The 20,197-nt window shown below is 76.0% G+C and carries 22 protein-coding genes; 12 read left to right on the top strand and 10 right to left on the bottom strand.

The genetic code is table 11. From position 1 onward, the window contains the following. The first annotated feature begins 1 nt into the window (after window position 1). Together GA0070213_RS03505 and GA0070213_RS03500 are read left to right on the top strand one after the other, a co-directional pair. Window positions 2–1,129, top strand: coding sequence for an LLM class flavin-dependent oxidoreductase (locus tag GA0070213_RS03505; protein ID WP_091057053.1), 1,128 nt, complete (start codon window positions 2–4; stop codon window positions 1,127–1,129). Continuing rightward, window positions 1,129–1,689: an NADPH-dependent FMN reductase gene (locus GA0070213_RS03500; protein WP_091057050.1), complete on the top strand. Its 561-nt coding sequence runs from the start codon at window positions 1,129–1,131 to the stop codon at window positions 1,687–1,689. Before GA0070213_RS03505 ends, GA0070213_RS03500 begins: the two co-directional genes overlap by 1 nt. Before the next feature lie 29 nt (window positions 1,690–1,718). Here the strand turns inward: GA0070213_RS03500 and GA0070213_RS03495 are convergent, their stop codons facing one another. Together GA0070213_RS03495 and GA0070213_RS03490 are read right to left on the bottom strand one after the other, a co-directional pair. Next, a complete protein-coding gene (locus GA0070213_RS03495; RefSeq protein ID WP_091057047.1) occupies window positions 1,719–2,261 on the bottom strand; it encodes a hypothetical protein in 543 nt (180 codons plus the stop codon). A 182-nt stretch (window positions 2,262–2,443) separates the two neighbouring features. Further along, complete coding sequence (locus GA0070213_RS03490; protein WP_091057043.1) at window positions 2,444–5,191, bottom strand: LuxR C-terminal-related transcriptional regulator; 2,748 nt, start codon at window positions 5,189–5,191, stop codon at window positions 2,444–2,446. Between the two features lie 398 nt (window positions 5,192–5,589). Between GA0070213_RS03490 and GA0070213_RS03485 the strand changes: the two genes are divergently transcribed. Next, on the top strand, window positions 5,590–6,390 hold the full coding sequence (locus GA0070213_RS03485) for a hypothetical protein (protein ID WP_139128611.1): 801 nt from the start codon (window positions 5,590–5,592) through the stop codon (window positions 6,388–6,390). Window positions 6,391–6,407: 17 nt separating this feature from the next. Here GA0070213_RS03485 and GA0070213_RS03480 read toward each other — a convergent pair whose 3' ends face one another. After that, a complete protein-coding gene (locus GA0070213_RS03480) occupies window positions 6,408–7,226 on the bottom strand; it encodes a TIGR04222 domain-containing membrane protein (RefSeq protein WP_091057036.1) in 819 nt (272 codons plus the stop codon). A 24-nt stretch (window positions 7,227–7,250) separates the two neighbouring features. Then, the gene (locus GA0070213_RS03475; protein ID WP_091057033.1) at window positions 7,251–8,789 is read right to left on the bottom strand and encodes a glycosyltransferase family 39 protein; all 1,539 of its coding nucleotides are present in this window, start codon (window positions 8,787–8,789) and stop codon (window positions 7,251–7,253) included. Between the two features lie 133 nt (window positions 8,790–8,922). Here GA0070213_RS03475 and GA0070213_RS03470 point away from each other — a divergent pair, with 133 nt between their 5' ends. The 6 genes from GA0070213_RS03470 (at window position 8,923) to GA0070213_RS03445 (ending at window position 12,154) form a co-directional block, all read left to right on the top strand. Beyond that, on the top strand, window positions 8,923–9,411 hold the full coding sequence (locus GA0070213_RS03470) for a GNAT family N-acetyltransferase (protein ID WP_091057029.1): 489 nt from the start codon (window positions 8,923–8,925) through the stop codon (window positions 9,409–9,411). A 27-nt stretch (window positions 9,412–9,438) separates the two neighbouring features. After that, on the top strand, window positions 9,439–9,834 hold the full coding sequence (locus GA0070213_RS03465; protein ID WP_091057025.1) for a cupin domain-containing protein: 396 nt from the start codon (window positions 9,439–9,441) through the stop codon (window positions 9,832–9,834). A 68-nt stretch (window positions 9,835–9,902) separates the two neighbouring features. After that, window positions 9,903–10,469 (top strand): isochorismatase family protein, encoded by a 567-nt coding sequence (locus GA0070213_RS03460; RefSeq protein ID WP_091057021.1) that lies wholly within the window; start codon window positions 9,903–9,905, stop codon window positions 10,467–10,469. Window positions 10,470–10,611: 142 nt separating this feature from the next. Continuing rightward, a complete protein-coding gene (locus GA0070213_RS03455; protein ID WP_091057017.1) occupies window positions 10,612–11,142 on the top strand; it encodes a DUF2087 domain-containing protein in 531 nt (176 codons plus the stop codon). Continuing rightward, complete coding sequence (locus GA0070213_RS03450) at window positions 11,139–11,648, top strand: GNAT family N-acetyltransferase (protein WP_245716237.1); 510 nt, start codon at window positions 11,139–11,141, stop codon at window positions 11,646–11,648. Before GA0070213_RS03455 ends, GA0070213_RS03450 begins: the two co-directional genes overlap by 4 nt. Window positions 11,649–11,722: 74 nt before the next feature. Further along, entirely contained in the window at window positions 11,723–12,154 is a 432-nt protein-coding gene (locus GA0070213_RS03445) for an Hsp20/alpha crystallin family protein (RefSeq protein ID WP_091057014.1), read from the top strand. Between the two features lie 7 nt (window positions 12,155–12,161). On the opposite strand, the gene GA0070213_RS03440 is transcribed toward GA0070213_RS03445, so the two are convergent. Then, window positions 12,162–13,178, bottom strand: coding sequence for a helix-turn-helix transcriptional regulator (locus GA0070213_RS03440; RefSeq protein WP_091057010.1), 1,017 nt, complete (start codon window positions 13,176–13,178; stop codon window positions 12,162–12,164). A gap of 81 nt (window positions 13,179–13,259) precedes the next feature. On the opposite strand from GA0070213_RS03440, the gene GA0070213_RS03435 reads away from it, so the two are divergent. Continuing rightward, window positions 13,260–14,246: a tyrosine-type recombinase/integrase gene (locus GA0070213_RS03435; RefSeq protein WP_091057006.1), complete on the top strand. Its 987-nt coding sequence runs from the start codon at window positions 13,260–13,262 to the stop codon at window positions 14,244–14,246. A 29-nt stretch (window positions 14,247–14,275) separates the two neighbouring features. Then, window positions 14,276–15,115: an LLM class flavin-dependent oxidoreductase gene (locus tag GA0070213_RS03430; protein WP_091057003.1), complete on the top strand. Its 840-nt coding sequence runs from the start codon at window positions 14,276–14,278 to the stop codon at window positions 15,113–15,115. Between the two features lies 1 nt (window position 15,116). Here GA0070213_RS03430 and GA0070213_RS03425 read toward each other — a convergent pair whose 3' ends face one another. After that, the gene (locus GA0070213_RS03425) at window positions 15,117–15,488 is read right to left on the bottom strand and encodes a VOC family protein (RefSeq protein WP_091057000.1); all 372 of its coding nucleotides are present in this window, start codon (window positions 15,486–15,488) and stop codon (window positions 15,117–15,119) included. A gap of 36 nt (window positions 15,489–15,524) precedes the next feature. After that, complete coding sequence (locus GA0070213_RS03420; protein WP_091056997.1) at window positions 15,525–16,655, bottom strand: outer membrane protein assembly factor BamB family protein; 1,131 nt, start codon at window positions 16,653–16,655, stop codon at window positions 15,525–15,527. 108 nt (window positions 16,656–16,763) lie between these two features. On the opposite strand from GA0070213_RS03420, the gene GA0070213_RS03415 reads away from it, so the two are divergent. Next, entirely contained in the window at window positions 16,764–17,222 is a 459-nt protein-coding gene (locus GA0070213_RS03415; RefSeq protein ID WP_091056994.1) for an Rv0361 family membrane protein, read from the top strand. 3 nt (window positions 17,223–17,225) lie between these two features. On the opposite strand, the gene GA0070213_RS03410 is transcribed toward GA0070213_RS03415, so the two are convergent. From GA0070213_RS03410 to GA0070213_RS03400, 3 genes are all read right to left on the bottom strand, one after another. Further along, window positions 17,226–17,942 carry a thymidine kinase gene (locus GA0070213_RS03410; RefSeq protein ID WP_091056990.1) on the bottom strand — a complete coding sequence of 239 codons (717 nt, stop codon included), beginning with the start codon at window positions 17,940–17,942 and terminating at the stop codon, window positions 17,226–17,228. Window positions 17,943–18,004: 62 nt separating this feature from the next. Then, window positions 18,005–19,396: an MFS transporter gene (locus GA0070213_RS03405; protein ID WP_091056986.1), complete on the bottom strand. Its 1,392-nt coding sequence runs from the start codon at window positions 19,394–19,396 to the stop codon at window positions 18,005–18,007. 19 nt (window positions 19,397–19,415) lie between these two features. After that, window positions 19,416–20,183: a glycerophosphodiester phosphodiesterase family protein gene (locus GA0070213_RS03400; protein WP_091056984.1), complete on the bottom strand. Its 768-nt coding sequence runs from the start codon at window positions 20,181–20,183 to the stop codon at window positions 19,416–19,418. Window positions 20,184–20,197: the final 14 nt, after the last annotated feature.

Raw genomic sequence — 20,197 nt, 5'->3', positions numbered from 1 at the left:
GATGCCACTGGAACTGCACTGGTTCCTGCCCTCGCACGGCGACGGCCGGGACCTGGCCGAGCCCACGCGGGGCGGCGCCCGGCCGGCGCGGATCACCCGCCGCGCACCGGACGTCGGCTATCTCGCCCAGGTGGCCCAGGCCGCCGACCGGCTCGGCTTCGCCAGCGTGCTCACCCCGGCCGGGCTGTTCTGCGAGGACCCGTGGATCGTGGCGTCCGCGCTGGCCGCGCAGACCGAACGGCTCAAGTTCATGATCGCGCTGCGGCCGGGGCTCGTCTCGCCCACCCTGGTCGCCCAGATGGCCGCGACCCTGCACCGGGTCACCGGTGGGCGGGTGCTGCTCAACATCGTCGCCGGCAGCGACCCGGACGAACAGCACCGCTACGGCGACTGGCTGGACCACGACGACCGCTACGCCAGGGCCGAGGAGTTCCTGGCCATCCTCAACCGGCTCTGGTCCGGTCGGCCGGTGGACCACACCGGCGCGCACTACCGGGTGCGGGGCGCGCTGCTGGCCCGGCCGCCGGAGGCCCCGCCGACGGTGTTCCTCGGCGGCTCGTCACCCGCGGCCCAGCAGGCGGCGGCCCGGCACGCGGACGTCTACCTCGCCTGGGGCGAGACTCCCGCCCTCCTCGGCGAGCTGCTGAACCGGGCCCGCGACCGGGCGGCGGAGGAGGGGCGGACGCTGCGCACCGGCAGTCGGCTGCACGTGATCAGCCGGGACACCGCCCGGGAGGCCTGGGCCGAGGCGGAGCGGCTGCTCGCGGGCGTGGACCAGGCGCGCATCGACGCGGCGCGCAAGCGGTTCTCGCGTACCGAGTCGGAGGGGCAGCGGCGGGCAGCGGCGCTGCACGCCGGCGGCAACGCCCGGATGGAGGTCCACCCGAACGTCTGGGCCGGCTACTCGCTGGTCCGGCCGGGCGCCGGCGCGGCGCTGGTGGGCAGCCACGAGGAGGTCGCCGAACGGATCGCCGAGTACCACGCCGCCGGCGTCGACCACCTGATCCTCTCCGGACAGCCGCACCTGGAGGAGGCGTACTGGGTCGGTGAGGGGGTGCTGCCGTTGCTCCGGCACGACGGCCTGCTCGCCGCCGACGCCGGCCGGGCGCCCGAGCCGGTGGCGCGGTGATGGCGGCGCCGGCGCGGCACCTGCCGCTGACCGTGGTGATCGGCAATCCGAAGCCGCACTCCCGGACCCGGACCGTGGCGCTGAGCACCGCGGCGGCGCTGCACGAGCGGCTGGCCGACGGCCGCACCCCGGTCGGACGACCCGGTGTGATCGACCTGTCCGAGCTGGCCGCCGAGCTGGTCGGTCAGGGCAGCCGCCCGGAGGCGCTGGACGAGGCACTGGAGTCCGTCCGCCGTCCCGGGCTGCTGCTGGTGGCCAGCCCCACCTTCAAGGCGGCGTACAGCGGCCTGCTGAAGCTCTTCGTGGACGTGCTTCCCCGCGGCGCGCTGGCCGGCGTGGTGGCGGTGCCGCTGATGACCGCGGCCCGGTCCGGGCACCGCCGCGTCGTCGACACCCACCTGGGTGCGCTGCTGGCCGAGGTGGGCGCCTGCGTCCCGGTGCCCGGGCTGTGCGTGCTCGAACGCGAGCTCGACACCGCCGAGGTGGGCATCGGGCGGTGGCTGGACGGCGCGGCGCCGGCGGTCACCGAGGCGTTGGCCGGCACGGTCGGACCGGGTTGAGCCGGTACGCCCTCCGGCCCGCGGGCTGGTCAGCCCGCGCTCACCTCGGTGCCGTGCTTGCGTCGCAGCCGGCTGATCCAGCCCTGCGCGGTGTGCACCGGCACGTCGAAGTGCTCAGCGACCCGGCTGATGGTGCCGACCTGCTCGTAGATCGCCTCGAGGTCGGCCGCGTCGGGCGCCCGCCGGTAGGCCCGCCCGCTCTTGAGTCGGCTGAGGCGCTCCGGCTCGGCCGGTCGGCGGGCGGGGCGCGGCGGCGCCGGCGGCGCGGCGGCGGGGGTGACGGCGGTGGCCGCGGGGACCGGTCCGACACCCTGTTCCGGGCGACCGCCGGAGCCGGCGCTGCGGCCGCGCTCGCGGTCCTGCGGCGGGACGAAGGCGCGCAGCAGGGCGTCGAAGTCGACGTACGGCAACTCGCCGGTGAGGCCGGCGCTCTGCGGAGCGCGGACGGTGAGCTCGCGGACGACCGGGTGACCGTCACCGGTGTCCAGACGCACGACGGTCTGGGCCACCGGACCGGTGATCTGCTCGCCGTCGTCCTCCACCGGGACGATGGTGATGATGTATTGGCTCACGGCGATGCCTTCCTGCGCATGTCCGGTGGGGCAGCGAGGCCGTCCGATCTGCTTGAACGGGGGTGCTCGACGGTGGGAGACAAGATATCGGATCTCAGTATGACAGGAGGCTAGATGTCCGACACCATCCTGCGGTCGCCTATCCTTCATCTCTCTTCGGGCCACCGGGGTGAACAGGGGTGCTAGGCGGGACCCCGATAGTTGACAGCGCCGGTGGCCAGCAGCGCCGCCAACGCCGCCCGGGAGGACACCCCGGTCTTGCGGAAGATCCGGGTCAGGTGGGCCTCCACCGTCTTCACTGTCACGTACACCTGCTCCGCGGCCTCGGCGTTGCTCGCTCCCGCCGCGACCAGCCGGGCGATGTCCCACTCCCGCCGGGTCAGCGTCAGCTCGCCCCGGGCCGCGCTGTCCGGGCGACGCCCCGCCGCGCCGGCCGCCCGGCTCTGCACACCGGCGACCGCGCGCCGCAACGGCGGCGAGCCGACCAGGTCGGCGATCCGGCGGGCCTCGGCCAACTCCACCTCCGCGGCCGCCCACTCCCGCACGTCGCACAGCGCCCGCGCCCGGACCAGCCGGGCCGACGCCTCGTCCAACCGCCAGCCGATGTCGGCGAAGCTGTCGGCGGCGGCGCCGGCGAGTTCCGCCGCGCCACGCGGATCGGCGTCGAGGGTCAACCGGGCCCGGCTGATGCGCACCATGGCGCTCTGCCCGCGCAGCCGCAGCCGCTGGGCGTGCCGCCCGGCCACCGCCAGCCAGTGCAGCGCCTCGTCCCGCCGGCCGGCGCGGTGGGTCATCTCGGCCAGCGACGAGGCCCAGCAGGCCCGGCCGGCAGCCTCCACCTGCCCGAGTTCGACGCCGCCGCAGGCGCGCAGCAACGCCGGCGCCGCGCCGACCCGGTCGCCGGCCAGGAACCGCAGTCGCACGGCCACCCGCTGGCTGACCCCGTCGTACCAGTTGGGCCGGCGGGTGGCGGCGTCCAGCACGGCGGTCTCGGCCAACTGGCGGGCCGCGGCCGGGCCACGCCGCCAGGCCACCGCGATGGCGCGATGCGCCCGGGCCAGCCCGACCAGCGGTTCCACCCCCATCGCCACGGCCACCTCCTCGGCGTCCTCGCCCTCGCTCAGCGCCCGGTCGAGGCTGCCCAGCCGGCAGGTCACCGCGCAGCGACCGATCAGCAGCCACGGGGTCAACGCGACCAGGCCGGCCCGGCAGCAGATCTCCAGCGCCCGGTCGAGGTGGTGCAACGCCGACCGGTCCCGTTCGAGCAGATGTTCGGCCCAGGCCAGCAGCGCCAGCAGATCGGGGTGTCGGGCGAGCTCGTCGTCGGCGAGCGCGTCCACCTCGGACGACGCACGGCTCAGCGCCTCCTCGGCCGGGAAGCCGCAGTCGACGTGCGCCGCGACGAAGCAGCGGACCACGGCGGCGGTGGTGCCGCACCCCGGTTCGTCGAGCTTGTCGGCGAGCCGGCCCAGTTCGCACGCGTGCTGCCCGGCGCCGGCCGCGCCGCACAGCGCGCCCGCCACGGCGGCCTCCACGGTCAGGTCGAACCGGGCCCGCGCCCCGGCCGGCGCGTCCAGGTGCGGCAGCAGCAGGGCGTACGCGTCGAACGGGCGCCCCAGCAGGCGCTCGACGCGGGCCCGGGCGACGAGCGCGCGTACCCGCTGGTCCTCGCCCGGCAACGCCCGGCGGCTGAGGTCCTGCAACAGGGTGCGGGCCTGGCGCAGCCGTCCCGCGCCGACCAGGGCGTCGGCGGTGGCGAAGTCCAGGCGGACCCGGCGCGGGTCGGTCGACCCGGCGTCCGGCAGCAGCCGGCGCACACCGGTCAGCCAGCGGATGGCGTCCGGGCGTGGCGTCCGCGGGCTCTCCGCCGCCTCGATCAGCGCGTCGGCCGCCGCCGGGTCGGTGCCCTGCCCACCGGCCGACAGGTGCTCGGCGTAGCGCGTCACCGGGTGGCCGAGGTCGCGCAGGATGTCGGCGGCGACGGCGTGCAGGCGGCGGCGCCGCCCGGGGGACAGCGAGCGGTAGACCACCGCCCGGTCGACCTCGTGGCGGAACCGCAGGGTGGGCGCCAGCGCCGGGTCGGTGCGCAGCAGGTCGGCGGCGACCAGCCCGTCCAGCAGGTCGCTGGTGGCGGCGGGATCCCGGTGGGCGAGCGCGCCCGCGAGCGTCGGCTCGAACCCCTCCGCGCACACCGAGACCGCCTCCAGCATCTGCCGCTGGTCGACCTCGAGCGCGTCCACGTCGAGCTGGACCGCGGCGGTGACCTCGAACGGCAACTCCGCGGGCAGGCCACGCAGCGCGGCCACCGCGCCGTCCAACGCCTCGGGCCGGTAGGCGAGCACGTAGCGGGGCACGCCGCCGGAGAGGCGGTGCACCCGCTGCCCGGCGCGGCCGTCCGGCAGTCCGAGCAGCGCGGCCACGCCGGCCGGGTCCAGCGGCGACAGGGTGAACGTGCGACGGTTCAGCTGGACGACGCCGCCGAGCGCGGCCGTCGCCCAGCCGGGCATCTGTCGCGGCCGGTACGCGACGACCAGCAGCAGCCCGGCCGGCGGCGCCTGCGCGAGGCGGGCCAACAGTGCCGCCACCGCCGGCGGTGCCAGGTGCAGGTCGTCCAGGAGCAGCACCGAGGCGCCGGTGACCGGTTCGGCCCGGTGCGCCGCCGGACCGACCAGCGAGGTGAGCAGTCGTCGCATGCGGTCGCCGTCGCGGCCGGCGGCGGCGAGCACCGGCACGGCCGCCTGCCCGGCCCGAACCGCCAGCTCCCGCAGCAGGCGGGTCTTGCCGCAGCCCGGGTCGGCGGCGAACTCCAGCATCGACGGCTGCCCGGCCCGCGCCGCGCACAGCGCCCGGTCGAACAGGTCGAGGGCGCAGTTGCGGCCGACCAGCGGCTCGAGGGGGCCGCCGGACGAGGCCGGCTCGACGCCGGTCACCGGCGCACCGCTGGCGGGTCCGCCTCGACGCGATCAGGTCGGGCGGGGCCAGGTGACATGGTCCGGTCCAGCATCAGCCGCCCCCCAGTTCCGCCCCTTGTGGACCGCGTGGCGCTCCCGAACCGGTGGATCGTCGCCGGCGTCGGGGCGAGCGCCCGGTGCCACTCTACGAGCGCGAAACAACTGTGACGATCGCGAGAGTGGCTGAATCTGACCGTCTGGGAAGAGGAATCGTGCGTGGTCGACCGACCACGTTCGGTTTCCCGAGCCGCGACTCAGCGCGCCGCCGCGCTCGCGCTCAGTTCACCCCAGTGTCGGGTTTTCCCTACTGTCGCATCGGTGGGCTTGGCCTACCGTCGACTGCGGCGGGTGCGACGCCTACGTTGGGGGAACCGTTCATGACGATGCAGGGCCCATCCTGTCTGGACAGTCCACCGGAGGTCCGGGCCGAGGGGAGACCGTCCGACCGCTGGCACGTGTTTCGATGCCTGCTGCCCGCGCGCGCGGCGGTGGCCGACGCGTTCGTGACACGGGGGGTCGGCCCGCTCCTGCGCGAGTTGCAGGCGGTCGGGGAGCTGTCCGGCTGGTCCTTCACCCGCCAGTCGCCGCGGGTGGTCGACATCCACCTGCTCGGTGGCGCGCCGGGGCTGCTGGCGGCCCGGCTGGCCGGGCTCTGCGCGGCGGTCGGCGCGCACGGGCCGGCGCGCCTGCCGCAGCTCGCCGGGCCGCCGACGCCCGACCTGCGGCTGGTCGACGTGGCGGTGGAGCTGATCGGCATGACGCCGAACCGACCGGCCCGCCTCGGCGCCGCCGTCGACCTGACCATGGTGGCGGCCGTGCGCACCTGTCCCGCGTTGCGGGTCGCCGACGCGCCCGTCGTGGCCGGCGCCCGGGACGTCGCGGTGGTGTCGCCGACACGGTGGCGCCGGATCGCCGCCGCGCTGGCCACCGAGCAGCACCCGCTGACCTGCTGGTCGCGGCTGCTGGAGACGCACCGGCGCGCACCCGGTTACGACGGCGCCGCGGCGTTCGGCATGGTGCACCTGCTGCACAACCAGCTCGGGCTGACCGAACGCGACGAACAGCGGGTGCACGCCGGGTTGATCCGGTCGATGTCCCGGCGGTCCGGCGGCCCGCGCCGCTCCCCGCGCTGGCACCAGGGCGTCGTACCGCCGGGGGCGGTCGGCCGGCGCGGCTGAGGAGCCCGGCGGGCCCCTCAGCGGCGGGCGGGCCGGCGCTCGGGGCGTGGGCGGTCGCGCTCCGGGTCGACGCCGACCTGCACGGCGAAGGCCGGGTCGACGGCGAGCAGCGGCCGGGGGCCGAACAGCGCCATGGCGGTCAGCAACGCGTCGGTGTCGCGCCCCTGCCAGACCGGGCGGCGCTCCGGATCGAGCTCGGCGTGCTCGCGGCGCAGCCGGCGCAGCAGCCGGCGGGCGGCGGCGCCGGTCTCGGGCACCTCGGTCAGCCACCAGCCGCCCAGCGCGGTGGCCAGGCAGCACAGCAGCAGACCGGCGACGGACGCCGGGCCGCCGGCGGTGCGCCCCTCGACCGCGCTCTCCACGAGCCGGGTCACGCCGACGGCGGCGACCGCGAACAGGGGCAGGGTGCCCAGGGCCACCCGCCGCCGTTGCCCGGGGGTGAGCAGCCAACCGTCGCGGGCCAGCCGGGCGACGCTGCGGCGCAGCGCCCGGCCGACGTCCGGGTCGGCGAGGACCGCGGCCCAGGTCTGCGGGCGGCGCAGCGCGGTGTGCAGGGCGCGGACCAGCCCGGGTGCGCGGGGCGGCGGCGGGCCCTCGGCCTGCAGGGTGGCGAGTTCACCGACGGTCACCCCGCCGGCGCGGCGCAGCGCGGCCACGCCGACCTGGCAGGCCAGCAGCGCCCGGTCGGTGAGGTACGCCAGTTCGACCCGGTCGGGCGTCGCGCCGCGGGCCCGGCGCCCGGTCAGCTCCCGCACCGCCAGGGCGACCGCGACGGCCACGGCCACCGCGCCCAGGTAGTCGAGGAGGAAGAGCGGCCCGCTGACACCCCAGAGCATGGCGACAAGTATGGCCGTCGCCGCTCAGGAGGCGTGCCGGACCTCGCCGTCCCAGATGTCGGCCCACGGCCGACGCAGGCCCCGACCGAGGAAGATCGGTTCGCCGTTCTCCTCGTTGTCGACGTCGACCCGCTGGTCGACCCGGCCGACCTCGGTGACCTCGGTGAACCAACGGCGCAGCTGGTCGGGGCGGGACCAGCCGACGGCGATCACCACGTCGGCGTCGGCCGGCGGCCGGCCGAACGCAGCCATGCTGTTGTGCCCGGAATAGGCGCGGGGCAGGCCGCGCGCCGGACCGTAGCGGGCCAGCGCCCCGGCCTCGCCGTAGTTGCCGGTGAGCACGACCGCCCGGTCCCGCTCCGGCGCCGGCAGGCCGCGGTGCACGGCGGCGACGGAGTCGGCGAACGCCGGCCAGCCGATGGTCTCGCCGGCGTCGTAGTTCACGTCGACCACGAAGCCGGGCAGCCGGTCCGCCGGCAGGACGGGCAGCATCAGCACCGCGCCGCCGGCCACCATCGGCACGGCGGCGACGGCGAGCAGCGCCTGCCGGGCCCGGGCCGGGCCGCGCCGCGCCCACCCGACCGTCGGCACCGCGCCGGCCGCGGTGAGCACCAGCAGCAGCGGGGCGGCGTAGTAGCCCTTGCCGCCGGCCAGCACCACGATCGCGACCACCACCGGCCAGGCCCAGGCGAGCGCCCGGAACGCCGCCCAGGCCGGGCGGCGCAGCAGGGCGACCAGCCCGGCCACCCACACCGGCACCGCGAACGGGCTGATGATCTCCAGCTGCAGCACGACCGCGTCGAGCCGGCCGCTGTAGGAGCTGTCGCCCCCGGCGATGGCGGAGGCGACGGAGAGCTGCGGAAAGCCGTGCGCGGCCTGCCACGCGACGTAGGGCGCGGCGAACAGCACGGCGACCGCCGCGCCGGCGAGGACCCACCGGTCGCGCACCAGCGGACGCGGCCCGGCGATCAGCACGCCGGCGACCAGGCCGACGCCGAGCAGGGCGGGCAGCGGTTTGTTGAGCAACCCCACGCCCAGGGCCAGCCCGGCGCCGAGCGCCCATCGGGTGTCGCCGGTGCGCAGCATCCGGGTCACGCAGAGCGCCGCGACCAGCCACACCAGCAGGTCGACGGTGGTGGTGCTGAGCAGGTGGCCGCCGGCCAGGACGATGCCGGAGGCGGCGGCGAGCACGGCCGCGGTCGACTGGGCGGCGCGGCCGGCGCCGAGCTCCCGGGCGATCGCGCCGACCAGCACCACCGCGGCGCCGCCGATCAACGCCGAGGGGGTACGCAGCAGCACCAGGTTGCCCGGCGCGATCGTGTCGGCGGCGCGGGCCAGGGCGGGCACGAGCGGCCCCTGGTCGACGAAGCCCCAGTCGAGGTGCCGCCCGCACAGCAGGAAGTAGAGCTCGTCACGGTGGTAGCCGTAGCGGCCGGCGAGCAGGAGCAACACGGCGGTGAGGGCGGCGCCGACCAGCCAGGGCGCCACCGTGCGCGGCCCGGCGGGCGGCGGCTCGGGCGTGGCGACGTCGCGACGGGCGACGTCGGTGACGGATTCGGCCACCCGTCCATGATGGCCCGCCGTCGCGCGTCGGCGCTGCCCCGCCGGTCCGGGACGGACGCAGAGCGGTACGGGGACGCCCCGGGCGGACGCAAAGCGGTGGCGGGACGCCCCGGGCGGCGCTACCGTGCCGGCGATGCGTATCCGTGACTGCACCGAGGCCGACTGGCGTCAGGTCTGGCCGATCGTCGAGGACGTCGTCACCGCCGCCGACACGTTCGTCTACGACCCGGCCTGGCCGGCCGAGGTGGCGCGCGAGGTGTGGCTGGAGCGGCCGCCGGGGCGTACCTCGGTGGCGGTGGACCACGACGGCGCGGTGCTCGGCACCGCGAAGATGGGCGCCAACCGGCCCGGGCCGGGCTCGCACGTGGCGACGGCGAGCTTCATGGTCGCCGCGGCCGCCCGCGGCCGGGGCGTCGGTCGGGCGCTGTGCACCGACGCGCTGGACTGGGCGCGCCGGCGCGGGTTCGCCGCGATGCAGTTCAACGCCGTGGTGGAGACCAACACCGCGGCGGTGGCGCTCTACCGGCAGTTGGGCTTCGCGGTGGTCGGCACCGTGCCGCAGGCGTTCGCCCACCCGCGCGCGGGTCGGGTGGGCCTGCACGTCATGCACCGGTTCCTGTGACCGTCCACGGTGCGCGAGGATGGCCGGATGAGCGCTGAACCGATCGAGCTGGCCGCCGCCCTGGCGCGTTTCGACCAGCTGTGGAGTCCCCGGATCGTCACCACTGTCAACGACTACGACGTGCGGATCGCGAAGGTGGCCGGCGAGCACGTCTGGCACAGCCACGACCACACCGACGAGTTCTTCCTGGTGCTCGACGGCGAGCTGCGCATCGCGCTGCGCGACGGCGCCGACGGTGGGCAGCGCGAGGTCACGCTGCCGCGCGGCGCGGTGTTCGTGGTGCCGCGCGGGGTGCAGCACCGGCCGTACGCGCCGGACGGCGCGTCGATCCTGATGTTCGAGCCGTCCGGCACGTCCAGCGTCGGGGACCGGCACGACGCGGTGCCCGGGCACGTGGACGCCACCACCGGGCACCGCCTCTGAACCGGCCCGGAAGTGTCGGGGGCCACGGTTAGGTTCGTCGCGACGACAGCCGCCGAGGGAGTCCCGCCATGACCACGCTCACCGACCGCCCGCGCACCGCCCTGCTCGTCATCGACGTGCAGAACGGCGTGGTGGGCGACGCCCACGACCGCGACCGGGTGGTCGCCACCATCGCCGACCTGGTCGAGCGGGCCCGCGCCGCCGGTGTGCCGGTCGTCTGGGTGCAGCACCACGCCGACGACCTGCCCACCGGCAGCGAGCCCTGGCAGATCGTGCCGGAGCTGACGCGCCGCGACGACGAGGCGCTGGTGCACAAGGCCTACGGCGACTCGTTCGAGGACACCGACCTGGAGCGGGTGCTCGCCGACGCCCGGGTGGGCCGGCTGGTCGTGACCGGCGCGCAGACCGACGCCTGCGTCCGCTCGACGTTGCACGGCGGGTTCACCCGCGGCTACGACGCCGTCCTGGTCGCCGACGCGCACACCACCGAGGACCTGTCCGGCTACGGCGCGCCCCCGCCGGCGCAGGTCATCGCGCACACCAACCTCTACTGGCGGTTCCAGAGCGCCCCGGGCCGCACCGCCGGCACCGTCGACGCCGCCGACGTCGACTTCGCCGCCACCGTCGTGGCCTGACCGCCGCGCCCCGACGTCGTCGCGACGCGGCCGGCATCCACGCCCCGTGGTCGCCGGCAACCACGCCCGGTCCGCCGCCTGCCGGTGACCCGGCCGGGAAAACGCCTCGCTGTGCGGCCGGGCCGCTGGCAGGCTGCCGGCCATGACCGCACAAGCTCTCGCGGGGGCGCTCGCCGACGAGCGTCGCCGTGTCGTGTTCGCCGCGATCGTGCTCGGCGCGCGGGACGTGCCCGCCGTGGTGGCCCGCACCGGCCTGCCCGCCCGCGACGCCGCCACCGCCGTGCGTCGGCTGACCGACGCGGGCGTGCTGACCGACGACGACAACGCCGGGCTGCGGGTCGACGCCGACCGGCTGCGCGAGTTCGCCCGGGCCGCCGCGGTGGCCCCGGCGGCGCCGACGGCCGACCCGCGCCAGACGATCCTGCGCACCTTCCTGCGCGACGGGGCGCTGACCCGGCTGCCGGCGCAGCGCGGCCGACGTCGGGTGCTGCTGGAGCACATCACCGAGCGCACCTTCGAGCCGGGGCTGCGCTACCCGGAGCGGGCGGTGGACGAGGCCCTGCGCCCGTGGTGCGAGGGCGGCGAGGCCGACCACGTCACGCTGCGCCGCTATCTGATCGACGACATGCTGCTCACCCGCGAGCACGGCGTCTACTGGCGGACCGGCCCGTGACCGGCTGGACGACCGGCCTCGCCCGGCCGGACGACCCCGACGCGGGCGTGCTGCTGCACGAGTACATGGCGGAGATGGTCCGCCGCTGGTACGGCCGGCCGGAGCGCCCCGGCGAGGTGGACGCCGCGCTGGCCGAGATGCCCAGCGACGACCTGGCCCCGCCGACCGGGCTGCTGGTGCTGGCCCACCGTGGCGGTCGGCCGGCCGGCTGCGCCGGGTTGCGGTGGCAGCCGGGTTGGGCGGAGCTGACCCGCGTCTACGTGCGTCCGGCGCACCGGGGATCCGGTGGTGGCGCCGCCCTGCTCGCCGCCGTCGAGACGTACGCGGGCGACGCCGGCGCGGACCGGATCCGGCTGGACACCCGCGCCGACCTGCTGGAGGCGCGCGCCCTCTACGCCCGGCACGGCTACCGGGAGATCCCGGCGTTCACCGCCGGCCCGTACGCGCAGCACTGGTTCGAGAAGTCACTGCCGGCGCGAGTTGACGAGACATCGGTGTCGCGCTAAAACAGAAACCGGAAGTTGAGTCACCCCGACTCAACAGGAGACCTTGGGCCAGGAGAACCGAGGAGGCAAGGGCCATGCTGATGCGTACCGACCCGTTCCGCGAGATCGACCGGATCGCCGAGCAGTTCTTCGGCACCACCGCCCGGCCGGCGGTGATGCACCTGGACGCCTACCGCGATGGCGACCACTTCTACGCCGCGTTCGACCTGCCCGGCGTCGATCCGGACAGCATCGACTGCACGGTCGAGCGCAACGTGCTGACCGTCCGTGCCGAGCGCCGCCGGCCCACCGGCGAGCACATCGAGCTGGTCGCCGCCGAGCGGCCGATGGGCACGTTCACCCGGCAGCTGTTCCTGGGCGACACGCTCGACACCGACCGGCTGGAGGCCGGCTACGACAACGGCGTGCTGACGCTGCGCATCCCGATCGCCGAGCGCGCCAAGCCGCGCCGCATCGCGGTCACCGCGACCGAGGGCAACGGCCACCGGCAGCTCACCACCGCCTGAGCGCGCCTCACGACGACGCGGGGGAGGCCGGCGCGCCGCCGCCCCCCGCGTCGTCGGGATAGAGCCGGGTCAGCGCGTGCGCGGTCGCGGTGAACCGGTCGCGCAGCTCGACCGGCGCCAGCACCTCCACCTCCGCGCCGAGCTTGAGCAGCTCACCGTGGGCGTGCCGCACCGACTCGATCGGCACGGTGGTCTCCAGCCAGCCGTCCGGGCCGGGTTCGCCGGCCGCCGCCCGGGCGCCCCGGCTCATCTCCGGCGGGAAGACGTACGGCATGAACTCCAGCGCGGCGACGGTGAGCCGGATCCGCGCCTGCTCGCGGTAGACGTCCCGCTCGTAGCGGGCGGTCCACTCCCGCCAGTAGCCGGCCAGGTCGAACCCGTCGGGCCGCTCGAAGCACTCGTCGGTGACGGTCGCGTCGAGCACCGCGCCGACCCGGTAGGTGCGCACCTCGTCGTCACAGCCGGCGACCAGGTACCACCGGCCGGCCTTGAGCACCACGCCCAGCGGAGCGACCAGCCGGGTGACCTCGCGCGGGGCGCGCCAGCGCCGGTAGCGCAGCCGCACCAGCCGGTCGGCCCACACCGCACCGGCCAGCGTCTCCAGGTGCGGCACCGGTTCCGGGTGGCGGAACCAGCCGGGCGCGTCGAGGTGGAACCGTTGCCGGATGCGACCGCTGCGGTCGGCCAGCTCGTCGGGCAGGGCCGCGCGCACCTTCAGCTCGGCGGCGGCCACCGCGGAGGCCAGCCCCAGCTCGGCGGCCGGCCCGGGCAGGCCGGCGAGGAACAACGCGTCGGCCTCCGGCCCGGTCAGGCCGGTGAGCCGGGTACGCCAGCCGGCCAGCAGCCGGTAGCCGCCGGCCGGGCCCCGGTCGGCGTACACCGGGACGCCGGCGGCGCCGAGCGACTCGACGTCGCGGTAGACGGTGCGCACCGACACCTCCAGGGCGTCGGCGAGTTCCCCGGCGGTCATCCGCCCCCGGGTCTGCAGGAGCAGCAACAGGGAGACCAGCCGGCTGGCGCGCACCCGCTGACGGTAACCCGGGCCGGAAAACCGGTCGGGCGCGCCTCGTCGCGAAACGCCTCACCGGCTGAGAACCTTTCTCACATGCTGCGTCCCGAGGTGCTGCCCCGCGCGCGTCCCGCCCTGCCCGGCGGCCCGGCCGACTTCACCGAGGCGTGGCTGCGCAACCGGCGCCTGTCCGAGCACACCCGCGACGCCTACCGCCGCGACGTCACCGGCTGGCTGCGCTGGTGCGCCGAGCACGGGGTGGAGCCGCTGCGGGTCACCTTCCTCGACGTCAACGCGTACGGCCGGGACCTGGAGTCCACCCCACGCGGGCGCGACGGGCGTCCACTGACCCCGGCCACCGTCGCTCGCCGGCTGTCCGCGCTGTCGTCCTGGTACGACTTCCTGGTCAAGCTGGGCGCGGTGCCGGCCAATCCGGTCGCCGCGGCGGACCGGCCCCGGGTCGACCGGGACCACTCCGCGACCGTCGGCCTGAGCCCCGAGGAGGTCGACGCGCTGCTGGCCGCCGCCGAGGCCGACACCGGACCCACCGCCGCCCGCAACCGGGCCGCGCTGGCGCTCCTGGCCGACCTGGGGCTGCGCGTCGGCGAGCTGGTCTCGCTGAACCTGGCCGACCTGGGCGCGGAGCGCGGGCACCGCAGCGTCCGCTTCGTCGGCAAGGGCGGCAAGGTACGCCGCCGCGCGCTCACCCCGGGCACCGCGTACGCGCTGGACGCCTACCTGGCCGAGCGGGCCGCCGCCCAGGGGGTGACGGTGCCGGAGTTGACCGGCCCGCTGCTGGTCACCGCCACCGGTGGGCGACTGGACCGGCACGCGGTGTTCCGGCTGGTGCGTCGCCTCGCGCAGAGCGCCGGGATCGCCGCCTGGGCGCGGCTGTCGCCGCACTCGCTGCGGCACTCGTTCGCCACCACGGCCCGCTCGGAGGGGGTGCCGCTGGAGGACGTGCAGGACGCGATGGGGCACGCCGATCCGCGCACCACCCGCCGCTACGACCGGGACCGGCACAACCTGGACCGCGACCCGGCGTACGCGATCTGGGCGGCCCGCGCCCGCCGGCGCGGCTGAGCGTCGCACCCCGACCGTAGGGTGCCGGCATGCGACACGGCTTGGAGATCCCCTGCGGCGGCGCCTCGGTGGCGGACCTGGTGGCCCTCGGCGAGCTGGCCGAGCGTTCCGGCTGGGACGGCGTGTTCCTGGAGGACTATCTCATCCACCACGCCGGTGACGACCCGCCGACCTGGGATCCCTGGCTGGTGCTGGCGGCGGTGGCCGGGCGCACCGCGCACGTCCGGCTGGGCACCACGGTGACCGCGCTGCCGCGGCGTCGCCCGGCGAAGCTGGCCCGGGAGGTGCTCACCCTCGACCACCTCTCCGGGGGCCGGGCGGGCGTCGCGGTCGGCGTCGGCGACCCGGCCGACCGGGGGCTTGCCGCGTTCGGCGAGCCGACCGACGTGAAGACCCGCGCGGCGATGCTCGACGAGGGCCTCGACCTGCTGGTCGCGCTGCTCGGCGGCGAACGGGTCGACCATCGGGGCGCCCACTACCGCGCCGAGGACGTCGCGCTGCGCCCGGCGCCGGTGCAGTCGCCCCGGGTGCCGGTCTGGGTCGGCGGCAGCACCCAGGCCAAGGCGGTGCTGCGGCGGGCGGCTCGGGCCGACGGGATCGTGCCCTACAAGCTCACCGACACCGACGGCTGGTCCGACTTCACCGCCGACGAGGTGGCCGCCCTGGTCGCCGCGCTGCCGGCCACCCGCGCCGACGGCCAGCCGTTCGACGTGGCCGTCGGTGGCCGGCGGCGGCGTGCCGACGAGCGCGCCGAGCGGGCCTACCTGGCCGAGGTGGCGGCGGCGGGCGCCACCTGGTGGCTGGAGTACGTGCCGGCCGGTGACCCGGCCGCGATGCGGGCCGCGGTCGCCCGCGGCCCGCTGCGCTGAGTCAGTCCTTGCGGCGCGGGCAGAGGCAGAACGGTTGCCCGATCGGGTCGAGCAGCACGGTCCAGCCCTCCCCGCCGGGCTGGAACTCGGGGCGGGTCGCGCCGGCGGCCAGCAGGTCCTTCTCCGCGAGCGCCACGTCGTCGACGACCAGGTCGAGGTGGTAGCGCTTGGCGCCGGTCTCGTCCGGCCAGGCCGGCGGCGCGTAGCCGGGCACCAGGCCGAAGCCGATCGACGTGCCACCGGAGACGATCATGGCGTATTCGGGCTGGCTGTGGGTGATCTCCCCGCCGAGGGCGTGGGCGTAGAAGGCCGCGTGGGCGGCCGGGTCGGAGCTGTCCAGGTTGACCATCGCGAGGTCGGCGTGCGTCGTCATGTCGGGGAGTCTGCCGACCGTACCTGCCACCTGCTGTCAGGTACCGCCGGCGGGTCGCAGGGTCAATCGGCCGTCGGGGCCCCGGCAGGCCAACGCGTCGGCGACCAGATGGCAGTCGCGGGTGCCGGCGGGCAGCGTGCCGCCCGGGCGGGGGCCGTCGGGTCCGACGTCGACGAGCGAGGCGCGGCCGCCGCCGGCGCGCAGCAGCACCTGCCGGGTCGGGTCGGACCCGCCGGGCACCGGCTGCCAGCCGGCGCCTCCCGGCCACCGCCACAGTGGCGCGCCGCTGCCCGCGTCGAGCGCGCGCCACTCGGTCATCCCGGCCAGGCAGAGCACCCGGGGGCAGCCGGGCGCGGGTGTCTCCCCGACCGGCAGCAGCCGCTGCCAGCGCGGGGTGAGTGACGGCAGGTCGTATCCGCTGAGCGTGGTGCCGCCGGGCGCGGGGTGCCGCAGCACCAGGTGGTCGCCGACGACGAGCGGGTTGTCCGGCGCGTACCCGGCCGGTGGCAGGCGGGTCTCGGCGATCGTCGCGCCGTATCGGGTGTCGTGCACCCGGGCCAGTCCGCTGTCGTGCACCACGACGACGCGCCCCGGTGACGTCGCGAGCACGGCGGTCGACGGCACCGGCACCGACCAGCGGTTCGCGCCGGTAGCCAGGTCGACGCCGCGCACCGCGCCCTGGATCCGTTGGCCGGGGTCGGCGACGCTGCGCACCTCGGTGACGGCCACCGCGGCGGCGCCGGCCACGTCGACCCGGTCGGGGCGGCGCCAGCGCAGCCGCCCGGTGTCGGCCGCGTAGGCCGAGGTGCCGGTCACCTGGCGGGCGGAGTCGCGGGTGGTGACCAGCACCAGGTCGCCGACGGATGCGGCGGACCGTGCGCCGGCGGGCGCCGGGACGCGCCACGTCACCCGGCCGGTCGGGGTGTAGCCGGTCAGCGTGGTCGGGTCGGCGACCAGCAGCAGGGCGCCGGCGGGCAGCAGGAGGGCCCGCGCCGGCAGCGGCGGCCCGCTGATCGCCGGTCGGGCCGGCGCGGCGGCGGCGCCCAGCAGCAGGCAGCCGGCGAGCACCGGCGCGACCAGCCACCGTCGGGTCGACGCCGGTCGTGGCGTCGGCGCGGCGGCCGGCCGGTCCAGCTCGATCACCGGTCCGGGGCGGTCGGGTGTCATCCGGGCTCCTCGCGAGGGGTGGCCCGACGGTAGACGATCCGTGGTCGCGGGGGCGACTGCGGCGCAACCGGCTGCGGGCCGGTCGCGGTTTGCCTACCGTCGGTGGTGATGGGCAGGGAGCAGGTGTGGCACCGGCCGGCCCGGCGTCGCCGGCCGATGCGCGCGGGTGTGCTCGCCGCCGGGCTGGGGCTGGGCACCTGCCTGATCGGGGTGGCCGGGTTGGCGGTGTGGAACGCCCAGGTGGTGCTGCAGGCCGGCGGGCCGGTGCGGGAGACCACCGACGGGTTCTTCCGCGAGGTGGCCGCCGGCGACACCGACCGGGCGTACGGGCGGCTGTGCGCCGAGGCGCGCAGCCGGTGGAGTCAGGCCGGGTTCGGCAGTTGGGTGCGCACGCCGCCGCTGGTCAGCGGCTACGAGATCGTCGACGTGTCGGTGACCACCCGGGCCGGGCGTCCGCGCGCCACGGTGGTGGTGCGGCTCAACCGCGACGGCGGTGGCAGTGAGGAACGTGAGCTGCCGGTGGTGCCGGAGGACGGCGGCTGGCGGGTGTGCGGGGATCCGTTCTGAGGCTCAGGCGCGCGGGCCGAGGTCGCCGGAGCGGTAGTGCCGCCGGCACAGCACCTGGTAGCGCACGTCGGCGGTGTCGACGGTGTCGCCGATGACGACCTGCGCGCCCTCGCGGACCACCCGGCCCTGCACCACCCGGGCGTTGAGCAGCCCCTCGCGGCCGCACCAGCACAGCACCTCGACCTGGATGCGGGCCACCTCGTCGGCCAGTTCGAACAGCCGCTGCGCGGCCGGGAAGAGGCAGGAGCGGAAGTCGGTGGCCAGGCCGAAGGCGTAGACGTCGACGTCGAACTTGTCGACCAGCTCGGCCATCTGCTCGACGTGTTCCAGGTCGTAGAAGGACGCCTCGTCGCAGATCAGGTAGTCCACCCGTACCCCTTCGGCCCAGGCGGAGCGGACCAGGTCGCGCAGGTCGAGGCCGTCGGTGACCTCGATGGCCTCGTGGGCCAGGCCGATGCGGGTGGTGACCTGCGGGCCCAGCGAGCGGTCGATGCGGGTGGTGACCAGGCCGCGGCGGCCCTGCCGGGCGTGGTTGTAGTTCATCTGCAACGCCATGGTGGACTTGCCGCAGTCCATCGGGCCCCAGAAGAACTTCAGCGCGGCGGCGTGCAGGGGTCGGCCGTCGACGCCACGGGCGGCGGCGCAGCCGCCGGCGCGGTCGTCGCCGGGCCCCGGCAGGGGGCGGGCCAGGCAGGTCGGGGCAGCGGCGTCGTCGGTCACGTCGGGGCAGCCTAGTCGATCGACGCCGCCGCATACCGGCCGCGATGATCGACCGGCCCGGGTCAGAGCACCCGGGGTGGGGTGTTGCCGGCGGCGAGGATGGCCCGGCGCATCGGCACGGCGGCCAGCAGCGCGAAGCCGACCACGAAGAAGATCAGCAGGGAGACCAGGCCGACCCGGTAGGACGAGGTCAGCTGGAAGACCAGGCCGAAGGCGAGCGGGCCGAGCCAGCTGGTGCCCTTGTCGCTGATCTCGTAGAAGCCGTAGTACTCGCCCTCCTTGCCGGCGGGGATGAGCTGGCTGAACAGCGACCGGCTCAGCGCCTGGCTGCCGCCGAGGACCAGGCCGATGCAGCCGCCGAGGATCATGAACGGCACGGGCGCCTCGGCGGGCAGCCGGAACGCCGCGATGATCACGCCGGTCCAGAGCACCAGCGACAGCAGCACGGTCTTCCAGGCGCCGATGCGCTTGGCCAGGGCGCCCAGGGTGAGCGCGCCGCCGAAGGCGAGGAACTGCACCAGCAGGATGGTCACGATCAGCGTGCTCTGCTCCAGGCGCAGTTCCTCGGTGCCGTACTGGCTGGCGAGGGTGATGACGGTCTGGATGCCGTCGTTGAAGACCAGGAAGGCGAGCAGGAAGAACAGCGTCAGCGGGTACGCCTTGATCTCGCGCAGGGTGCGCCCGAGCTGCCGGAACCCGTCGGTGAGCACGTTCGCGCCGCCGTGCAGCGCGGCGGCGGTGGGGTGTTCGCGCAGCCAGCGCAGCGGGATCAGGGTGAACGCCGCCCACCACACGCCGGCCGAGACGATCGACCAGCGGGCCAGGTCGAGGGTGCGCTGGGCGTTGCCCTCCTCGCTGAGCATCGTGACCGCGACCAGGTTGAGCGCGAGCAGCAGCCCGCCGCCGAGGTAGCCGATGGCCCAGCCTCGGCTGGAGATGCCGTCGCGGTCGTCGGGGCCGCCGAGCTGCGGCAGGAACGAGTTGTAGACCACCACGGCGGCGCCGAAGGAGATGTTCGCGATCAGGAACAGCGCGCCGCCGAGCAGGTAGCGCTCGCCGGTGACGAACGCGAAGGCGATGGTCGCCCCGGCGCCGGTGAACGCGGCGGCGGCGAGCAGCCGCTTCTTGTGCGCCGACCGGTCGGCGATCGCGCCGACCACCGGCAGCACGAACACGGTGAGGAAGACCGACAGCGAGATCAGGTACGGGTAGTAGGAGCCGGCGGCGACGCGGATGCCCAGCGGGTGCACCACGCCGTCGCAGCTGTCGGCGCCCAGTTCGCAGCCGGCGGCCAGTTCGGTGACGGTGGTCAGGAACGGGCCGAGGAAGACCGTGATGACGGTGGTCTGGAACGCGGAGTTCGCCCAGTCGTAGAAGTACCAGCCGGTGCGTTCGCGTCGGGTGCTGCCCGGGCGTGCGGGCTCGGCGACGGCGGGGGTGACCGTATCGGCCATCGGGCGGTCCTCGAGTGGCTCAGGCGGCCCAGTGGCCGCGGCTGCGGTAGACGTCGCGGAGCACGCCGACGTGATCGGTCATGATGCCATCCACACCAAGATCAAGTAAGTGGTGCATCTGGGCGGGTTCGTCGATCGTCCAGACGTGCACCTGCAACCCGATCCGGTGGCAGTAGGCGAGGAACCGCCGGTCGACCACCGGGATCCGCCCGTAGGAGACCGGCACCTGCGCGGCGACCACGGACGGCGGCAGCCGCAGCGACCGCCCGTGCAGGGAGGCCATCCGCAGTCGGGCCACGCCGCGCATGCCGAGGCTGGTGGCGACCTTCGGGCCGGCCAGGGCGCGCAGCCGGGTCAGCCGCGCGTCGCTGAAGGAGGCCAGCAGCACCCGGTCGGCGGCGCCGGCCCGGCCGACCGCGGCGACGGCGGGCTCCACCCCGCCGTCGGCCTTGACGTCGACGTTGAACCGGACCTCCGGCCAGGCGGCGAGCACGTCGTCCAGGCGGGGCACCACGGCGGCGCCGCCGACGCGCACCGAGGCGAGGTCGGCCCAGCGCAGGTCGGCGATGCGCCCGAGCTCGCCGGTGACGCGGCGCAGCGTCGGGTCGTGGAAGACCACCGGCACGCCGTCGGCGGTGGCGTGCACGTCGGTCTCCACGTACCGGTAGCCCATGGCCACCGCGCGGGCGAACGCGGCGGCGGTGTTCTCGTCGCCGTCGGCCGCGCCGCCGCGGTGGGCGAAGGCCAGCGGCGCGGGCGCGTCGAGGTAGCCGTGACGGGGCTGCACGCCGGCAGTATGCC

Source organism: Micromonospora humi, assembly GCF_900090105.1.
Taxonomy (GTDB): domain Bacteria; phylum Actinomycetota; class Actinomycetes; order Mycobacteriales; family Micromonosporaceae; genus Micromonospora; species Micromonospora humi.
The sequence above is the reverse complement of the archived record's forward strand: the minus strand, read 5'-3'. Positions and strand labels throughout refer to the sequence as shown.

Coding starts and splice junctions, on each gene's coding strand:
- GA0070213_RS03420 (WP_091056997.1), bottom strand. CDS start 16,655: ATGACACCCGACCGCCCCGGACCGGTGATCGAGCTGGACCGGCCGGCC.
- GA0070213_RS03435 (WP_091057006.1), top strand. CDS start 13,260: ATGCTGCGTCCCGAGGTGCTGCCCCGCGCGCGTCCCGCCCTGCCCGGC.
- GA0070213_RS03480 (WP_091057036.1), bottom strand. CDS start 7,226: ATGCTCTGGGGTGTCAGCGGGCCGCTCTTCCTCCTCGACTACCTGGGC.
- GA0070213_RS03485 (WP_139128611.1), top strand. CDS start 5,590: ATGACGATGCAGGGCCCATCCTGTCTGGACAGTCCACCGGAGGTCCGG.
- GA0070213_RS03465 (WP_091057025.1), top strand. CDS start 9,439: ATGAGCGCTGAACCGATCGAGCTGGCCGCCGCCCTGGCGCGTTTCGAC.
- GA0070213_RS03460 (WP_091057021.1), top strand. CDS start 9,903: ATGACCACGCTCACCGACCGCCCGCGCACCGCCCTGCTCGTCATCGAC.
- GA0070213_RS03425 (WP_091057000.1), bottom strand. CDS start 15,488: ATGACGACGCACGCCGACCTCGCGATGGTCAACCTGGACAGCTCCGAC.
- GA0070213_RS03430 (WP_091057003.1), top strand. CDS start 14,276: ATGCGACACGGCTTGGAGATCCCCTGCGGCGGCGCCTCGGTGGCGGAC.
- GA0070213_RS03405 (WP_091056986.1), bottom strand. CDS start 19,396: ATGGCCGATACGGTCACCCCCGCCGTCGCCGAGCCCGCACGCCCGGGC.
- GA0070213_RS03415 (WP_091056994.1), top strand. CDS start 16,764: ATGGGCAGGGAGCAGGTGTGGCACCGGCCGGCCCGGCGTCGCCGGCCG.
- GA0070213_RS03470 (WP_091057029.1), top strand. CDS start 8,923: ATGCGTATCCGTGACTGCACCGAGGCCGACTGGCGTCAGGTCTGGCCG.
- GA0070213_RS03505 (WP_091057053.1), top strand. CDS start 2: ATGCCACTGGAACTGCACTGGTTCCTGCCCTCGCACGGCGACGGCCGG.
- GA0070213_RS03455 (WP_091057017.1), top strand. CDS start 10,612: ATGACCGCACAAGCTCTCGCGGGGGCGCTCGCCGACGAGCGTCGCCGT.
- GA0070213_RS03445 (WP_091057014.1), top strand. CDS start 11,723: ATGCTGATGCGTACCGACCCGTTCCGCGAGATCGACCGGATCGCCGAG.
- GA0070213_RS03500 (WP_091057050.1), top strand. CDS start 1,129: ATGGCGGCGCCGGCGCGGCACCTGCCGCTGACCGTGGTGATCGGCAAT.